The sequence below is a fragment of the Thermodesulfitimonas sp. genome (assembly GCF_052743955.1).
Window position 1 is genome coordinate 1 of sequence record NZ_JBRAIN010000120.1, and the last position, 4,267, is coordinate 4,267.

General features: G+C 58.6%; 5 protein-coding genes. 3 read left to right on the plus strand and 2 right to left on the minus strand.

Features of this window, described 5'->3' with window-relative positions; translation table 11 throughout:
- The first annotated feature begins 188 nt into the window (after window positions 1-188).
- From ACUVTA_RS08695 to ACUVTA_RS08705, 3 genes are all read left to right on the plus strand, one after another.
- Window positions 189-1,388, plus strand: a complete 1,200-nt coding sequence (locus ACUVTA_RS08695; RefSeq protein ID WP_445952550.1) for a sulfite exporter TauE/SafE family protein — start codon at window positions 189-191, stop codon at window positions 1,386-1,388.
- Between the two features lie 13 nt (window positions 1,389-1,401).
- Complete coding sequence (locus ACUVTA_RS08700; protein WP_445952551.1) at window positions 1,402-1,791, plus strand: sulfite exporter TauE/SafE family protein; 390 nt, start codon at window positions 1,402-1,404, stop codon at window positions 1,789-1,791.
- Between the two features lie 130 nt (window positions 1,792-1,921).
- Window positions 1,922-2,053: a hypothetical protein gene (locus ACUVTA_RS08705; protein WP_445952552.1), complete on the plus strand. Its 132-nt coding sequence runs from the start codon at window positions 1,922-1,924 to the stop codon at window positions 2,051-2,053.
- A gap of 333 nt (window positions 2,054-2,386) precedes the next feature.
- On the opposite strand, the gene deoC is transcribed toward ACUVTA_RS08705, so the two are convergent.
- Window positions 2,387-3,094, minus strand: a complete 708-nt coding sequence (gene deoC, locus ACUVTA_RS08710; RefSeq protein ID WP_445952553.1) for a deoxyribose-phosphate aldolase — start codon at window positions 3,092-3,094, stop codon at window positions 2,387-2,389.
- A gap of 8 nt (window positions 3,095-3,102) precedes the next feature.
- Window positions 3,103-4,029 carry a D-alanine--D-alanine ligase gene (locus tag ACUVTA_RS08715; RefSeq protein WP_445952554.1) on the minus strand — a complete coding sequence of 309 codons (927 nt, stop codon included), beginning with the start codon at window positions 4,027-4,029 and terminating at the stop codon, window positions 3,103-3,105.
- Window positions 4,030-4,267: the final 238 nt, after the last annotated feature.

Below are 4,267 nucleotides of genomic sequence, written 5' to 3' on the forward strand. Positions count from 1 at the left end.
CCGACATCGTGCTGTCTACCGTTTGACAATAATTCGTCTCCCGGGCGACAACATGCACCGCTTGCGGGATGATACTCTAAGAATGGGTGCACGTACCCACAAGCGCAAGGGAGGTGAAAAAGCAAAGATAACGCCGCAAAACCCTGCCGTCTCACATCCACTGTTCAAGTAGGGAGGGAAAAGAAGGAATGAAGCGTCTGTGGCTTTTAGTAGTCGTAATCTCGGTAGTGTCGGTCTGTTTTCTTTTCCCGGGGATTAGCCTTGCGGCAGATTCCGTAACGATACAGGTTGATAAGACCACACTCCAGAACGGCGGCACCATTACCGTTACCGGCACGGCCCCGGCAGGAAAGCCTGTCTACCTTGAACTTTACAATGAAAACAGAGCGCGGGCCTCTTATTTTGACAATAAGAAGGACCCTAAAACCGGCAAAATTCCCTATATCCTCTACATGACGAAGGAAATGCCGGCCTACTACAAGATTTTTGTTCCCGTAGAAAAAAAGGCCGAACTCGACCGGATCAAGCAGCAGGGGAAAAAGTGGAAATACTCCGAAGCGCTGAAGCAACTCGGGGCAGACGTAGCTTACAGCGCTCCCGCCAAGATCAGCATCGACTGCTACCAGGCAAGCATCATGGCGAGCATCATCGGGTCGCGCGGTAAGCTTTTGCCACCGCTGAACGAAAAGGAGAACAAAAAACGCTCGATGCAACTCGCCAAGGCCCGCTTCCGGAGCCCTGGCAAGCTGCTGGCAGCCGCGGTTGAGACCAACCCCGACGGCACCTACAGCGCGAAGATAACGATCGAGAAGGGCTCCCCGCCCGGCACGTATAAGATAGTGGCAGTAGCCGGCAAAAAGCTCAAGAGCGAACCGGTAACCATCGAAAACCACATCAGCTTCCCGATGGTTTACCTAAATAATGCCGGCACCAGCGTCAATCTCTTCGGACCCTTCCTCCTGACGTTGGCCATCGCCACCTTCGGCGTCCTGATGGGCGCAGGCGGCGGGTTCATCCTCAACCCGCTCCTGGTTTCGCTCTGGCCGCTCCCCCACACGGTAGTGGCCGGTACGGTGATGCCCACCGTCCTCTTCTCGCAAGGTTCCGGTATCTACAATTATTCGAAGATTAACTTCATCAACTGGAAGCTCGGGATCACCCTTGGCCTAGCGATGGTCGCCGGCGGCTTTATCGGACCCAAGCTTACCGAGTTGATCACTCTCGAGCAGTTCAAATTCATCTTCGGCTGGATCCTCCTGGTCCTAGCAGCGCTGATGCTCTGGCAAACGACTCCCGCCTACCTCGAAAAGAACAAGAAGGAACAGGCGATCCTCAAAGAGTTCAAAAAGCGCGCCGAGGAGGCCGCCAAGGCCAAGCAGGCCAAGTAAGGAGGGGTAAGGGATGCGGATCGAGTTCTGGGGACAGGAATTCAGCGTAAACGTGGTCGCCGGCTGCATCGGTAGCTTCCTGATCGCCGTTGTCTCCTCAATGTTCGGCTTCGGCGGCGGGCCCTTCATGGTGCCGCTGCTAACTGTGGGGCTCCGCCTCCCGATGTACGTGGTGGTGGGCAGCTCGCTATTAGCGATCTTCTTCAACACTCTGATGGGAACCAGCCGCCACTACATGTTCGGTAACTTTGACCTGATTCTCTTTCTCATCATGTTCCCCGCCGCCCTCTTAGGCGGCTACATCGGGCCGCAGATCGCCAAGCGCGTAAGCCCCATAGTGGTGAAAAGAATCGCGGTAGCCGGTCTTCTACTCCTGGCGCTTAACCTACTGGGTGTCTATTAAACCGCAATACTCGCGCGTACCCCAAAAGCCCCTGGGCGCCAGCAGACTTGGCGCCCAGGGGCTTCTCATTCTCGCTCGCGGTGGCGTCAGGTTTCAACCCGGCGTTTCTGTCCGTCTTCCCAGCCGGTTAGTGCGGGTGGTCGTGTTCTGTAGCGTGGTGGTCGTGATCGAGGTGAAGGTGGCCATGATCGCCACCCGCAGGATGTACATGCTCGTGCGTATGGGTGACCGCCGGGTGAACGTGCTCATGCTCGTGCACTAAGTCCCCGTGCCGGTGGGGGTGCGCGTGGCGCACCTCGGGATGGGTGTGCTCGTGAACGTGGCCTCCTTGTTTTTGACAGTGGGGCATAAGCTCTACCTCCTCCGTGGAAGTTTTGCCGCTCTCCGTAAGCGGCTTAGTTTACTTCCAGGATACAACAGATGGCGCCCAAAAACAAGCCGGGGACCCCAAAACTTTAGTAATATTTTTGGCGCTAAACCCTAGCACCGGCCGCGCGGCCCTCAGGGGGAGAAGAGGTACCAGAGCGCCACAAGGCCCACCAGACCCGCAATCAGGAGGAGAATCTTCCAGTTCATTTTTTCTTACCCCTTTCGGTCACTTACTGCTAAACTTTGGGACCGACCCTTTTTCGCCCCATTCTTGCACCAGCCGGACGCCGGAACTCGTACCGATCCGGTTGGCTCCCGCGGCAATCATCCGGAGGGCCGTTGCCAAATCGCGGATACCTCCCGCCGCCTTCACGCCGAGTCTGTCCCCAACAGCGGCACGCAGCAAGCGGACATCCGCTTCGGTCGCGCCGCCCGGCCCAAAGCCGGTGGCGGTCTTCACGAAATCGGCGCCACAAGCGAGTACAAGCCGGCAGCCGAAACGCTTTTCTTCTTCTGTCAGAAGCGCCGTCTCAAGAATCACCTTGATCACGGCCCCTACCGCAACGGAACGAGCAGCACCTATCACCCGCCGCAGTTCATCCTCAAGATAGGTGGCGTCTCCCTCCTTGAGGGCCCCTAAATGAGGCACCAGATCAAACTCTACCGCTCCGTCACGCGCCGCCTGCTCCGCCTCGGCAACCTTCGCCGTTATACTTGTCGCCCCGAGAGGAAAACCGATCACGGTGCAGACCTTAACCCCAGAGCCCGCCAACTCCCGTACCGCTAACGGCACGTAGGCGGGGTTCACGCAGACCGCCCCGAAGCCCCACGTAACCGCTTCAGCGCAGAGACGGCAGATGTCACCGCGCCGCGCGTCGGGTTTGAGGAGCGTATGGTCGATCATTCGGGCGAATCTTTCCCGCGTCAGTTCCATAGCCGCCCTTACTCCTCTCCGAGCGCCAGCGCGATGAGCTTTTCTACCAGGTCGGCGAAGGAGATGCCCGCGGCCCGCGCCGCGTCCGGAAAGAGGCTCACCGCAGTGAGCCCGGGAATCGTGTTCACCTCTAAAATATACGGCTTACCGTCCGCCCCGGCGATAAAATCGATCCGGGAGAAGCCCCGGCAGCCAAGTAATTTGTAAGTGGCCAGCGCCGCCGCGTTAATTTCTTCCTGGAGCCGGGCGTCGACGCGCGGCGGAATAATATGGTCGCTCATCCCGGGGGTATACTTGGCTTCGTAATCGTAGACCCCTTTGGCCGCAACAATCTCGATAAGTGGCAAAACGACCGGGCGTTTATTCCCTAAAACCGCCGCCGTCACCTCCACCCCCGGGACAAACTGCTCCACCAGGACTACCGGGTCGTAGCGGAAGGCTTCGGACAGTGCCGGCACCAGCCCTTCTGCACGTCTAACAATACTCATCCCGATGGAGGAGCCCTGCGTCGGTGCCTTTACCACCACCGGCAGGGGCATTGCTTGAAGAACCTCAGCCGCGAGAGATTCGAACGTTACCCCGTTTTGTTCAAGGGTGATAAAAGGTGGTGTCGACAGCCCGGCTGCGGTTAGCATCCGCTTCGTAGCGATCTTATCCATCGCTAAGGCGCTCGCCAGGATACCCGGCCCCGTGTAAGGGATGCCGAGCACCTCTAACAACCCCTGAATGCTCCCGTCCTCGCCGCCCTTCCCGTGTAGGGCGATGAAGGCAACGTCGGGGCGAACCTCGCGGAGTCTTTCCGCCACGTCAGGCCCCACGTCGATCTTCACCGCCTCCCGCCCTTTTTCGCGTAGCGCCTGGTAAACGGCCTCGCCTGACTTGAGCGATATCTCTCTCTCCGCCGACCGGCCGCCGAGCAACACTGCTACCCGCACCCCGGAAGACCTCCCCTTGTCCATAGTTTTACTCCTGCGTTAGATATGGGTGCCCCTTTGGGCGTGTACAGAGCCACCGCCGCCGGCGCTGCAGATGCCGTCCGTCCTGCGCCCCGGCCAACACACCCCAGATTCCCCTTCCAGTCTATTCTGCTCCGGTAACCGAAATCCCTTCGGCAAACGCAAAATTTCGCCCGACCCCCTATAAAACCGCTTCCCTTCGGGGCAACCTATACCC